This window comes from Arthrobacter sp. 1088 (assembly GCF_031455315.1).
GTDB lineage: Bacteria > Actinomycetota > Actinomycetes > Actinomycetales > Micrococcaceae > Arthrobacter.
The window spans coordinates 1-2,205 of record NZ_JAVDSM010000037.1 but is presented as its reverse complement, the minus strand read 5'-3'; the positions used below and the strand labels follow the sequence as shown (position 1 = coordinate 2,205).

The following is a 2,205-nucleotide window of genomic DNA, read 5'->3' as shown; positions in this document are numbered from 1 at the left end:
CACCCGGGAGGGTGTGGGAGAGTAGGACACCGCCGGACAAACATTAACGGGAAGCCCCGACCACCACGGTCGGGGCTTCCCCACTTTAACCACACCTAACAACCGACCCAGGCTCCTGCCAACCCTGAACCCAAGACAAAGGCCTCCATCATCATGGAGGCCTTCACTCGTTAACTGCCCCCAAATCATCGTAGAAGGGGCCCTCGGTAACACCACCCCAACCCAACGCCGCCCGCCCATTGCCGGACCTCACGCGGGAGTCCTCCGGGATATTTAGGAATGGACGACGAGCCCGTTGCCGCCGATGCCGAAACTGACGTTCGACCGTCCGGCACTTCATGTCGCAGCGGCCGCATTCGCTGGTAGTGGTGGGGCTTTGGATTGGTAGGTGTGGCCGGTGGGGGTGCTGATTTCGAGGTGATGTCGGCTGCCGGGGATTGTTTTGGCGTTGCGGCCGGGGTTTTCTTTGGTGTGGTTGCAGGCTTCGCAGAGCCCGGCGCCGTTTTCCAGGCTGGTGGGTCCGCCGTTGTGCCAGGGGATGGTGGCCCGCCATTCGTTCAGTTGTCCGGTTTCCAGGGCGCCCATGGTGCGGGGCATCTCGGACACGAGGGCCTTGGCGAGTCCGAGGAGGCGGGAACCGCGGTTGGGTGATTCCCGCCGGGCGAGGGCGATCTGCGCGCCGACCCCCTGACCGAGGTCCGGGGAGGGGACGCCGGTGGCGGTTTGTTCGCGGCGCTGGGCCAGGTCAAACGCTACCGCTGTCCGCGCCTGCAACGCCCCGATGGCTGATTTCGCGTCTTCCAGTCCGCGAATCTGATCGATCAACTCGTTGCTGTCCGCGCTGATTCGGAAAGAGCCCAGCACGGACAGCAGCTCCTGAACCCCAGAGCCACCAAGCACAGGCACGCCCGAAACCTCAGTAGCCTCATCCCTCTCCAGAACGCCGTCCATGGAAACTACTCTTCCAGCACGACCAATGTCACATCAGACCTACATGCGCCTATGTGGATAAGGCTGGCAAGTGGCGGAATGCCATAAGGGACCAGGCGCCCGTCGACGCGGGAGTGATTAGCCGCCCGTTGCCTTGGAAGCCTTTGCAGCCGCCTTGGCCGCTTGTTTGCTGGCGCGAACTTTGACCAAAGAGTCGGGGTCCACGATGTCGGCAACAGAGAGGTATGAGCCCTCTTCGCCGTAGTGCCCCGCTGCTTCCCGCCATCCATTGGCTTGAAGGCCGCATTGCTTACCAAGCAGGGCCAGGAAGATTTTCGCTTTCTGCTCTCCGAATCCAGGCAACGCCTTAAGCCGGCGCAGTACCTCAGCGCCGTCGGGATTGCCGCTGGTCCAGATTGCCGCAGCGTCTCCGTCCCAATCCCGGTGTACCGTTTCGGCCAGGGCTTGGACTCTGCCAGCCATGGAGCCTGGGAAACGATGCACGGCAGGGCGTTCCTTGAATACCTCCACGAAGCCTGCGGGGTCGTAGTCTGCGATCGTGCCAGGATCCAGTGACCCAAGGCGGGCACGGATCTTCTCTGGACCGGCAAATGCCGACTCCATGGTCACCTGTTGATCGAGCAACATTCCGGTCAGCAATGCGAAGGCATCGTCACTCAATAGCTGGTCGGCGGCGGCATCTCCTGTGATGTGCAGTTCCATGCGTCCCATCCTCCCACTAGTGCACACGGTCGTCATCGGAAGTGATCACGTTAGCCAGGCTCATTGACGCGTGCGGAGTAGTGCTCGACGGCGGTGCTGGCGCGGGTTTTTGGGGGTGTGTTTGGGTGTGTTGGGGTGGATTTGCGTTGGGGGTGTGGGGCGTGTATTGTTTTCTGAGTCGCCGGGTGCGAAACGGAAAGCCGGAAGGTGTGTACGGTTCGGTAGGCGGCCAAAAATAACTCTTCTTTTCCAATGGCCCTGTTGGGTGTGCTGCTTTTGTGGTGCGCTGTCCGGGGTGATGTTTTGGAGGGTCTGTTGTTTGAGAACTCAATAGTGTGCCAAGTTTGTTGATGCCGATTGTTTTTTTGATTGGTTGAAATTATGGCCAGATCGTCATGCACCCCCGTGTGTGGTGGTTTGGTTTTCAGCTGGTTTCGAATTTTGTGCAGCCGTGTTTGCCGTTATTTCCGGTGGGTGTGGTTGTGTCTGTTTGATTTTTTGTTTTCAACGGAGAGTTTGATCCTGGCTCAGGATGAACGCTGGCGGCGTGCT

General features: G+C 60.0%; 2 protein-coding genes. Both read right to left on the bottom strand.

The features are described 5' to 3' along the window. Window positions 1–336 precede the first annotated feature (336 nt). Window positions 337–951: an HNH endonuclease gene (locus J2Y41_RS23005; RefSeq protein WP_309932031.1), complete on the bottom strand. Its 615-nt coding sequence runs from the start codon at window positions 949–951 to the stop codon at window positions 337–339. Between the two features lie 117 nt (window positions 952–1,068). Continuing rightward, the gene (locus J2Y41_RS23000; protein WP_309932029.1) at window positions 1,069–1,662 is read right to left on the bottom strand and encodes an HhH-GPD-type base excision DNA repair protein; all 594 of its coding nucleotides are present in this window, start codon (window positions 1,660–1,662) and stop codon (window positions 1,069–1,071) included. Window positions 1,663–2,205 lie beyond the last annotated feature (543 nt).

Coding starts and splice junctions, on each gene's coding strand:
- J2Y41_RS23000 (WP_309932029.1), bottom strand. CDS start 1,662: ATGGGACGCATGGAACTGCACATCACAGGAGATGCCGCCGCCGACCAG.
- J2Y41_RS23005 (WP_309932031.1), bottom strand. CDS start 951: ATGGACGGCGTTCTGGAGAGGGATGAGGCTACTGAGGTTTCGGGCGTG.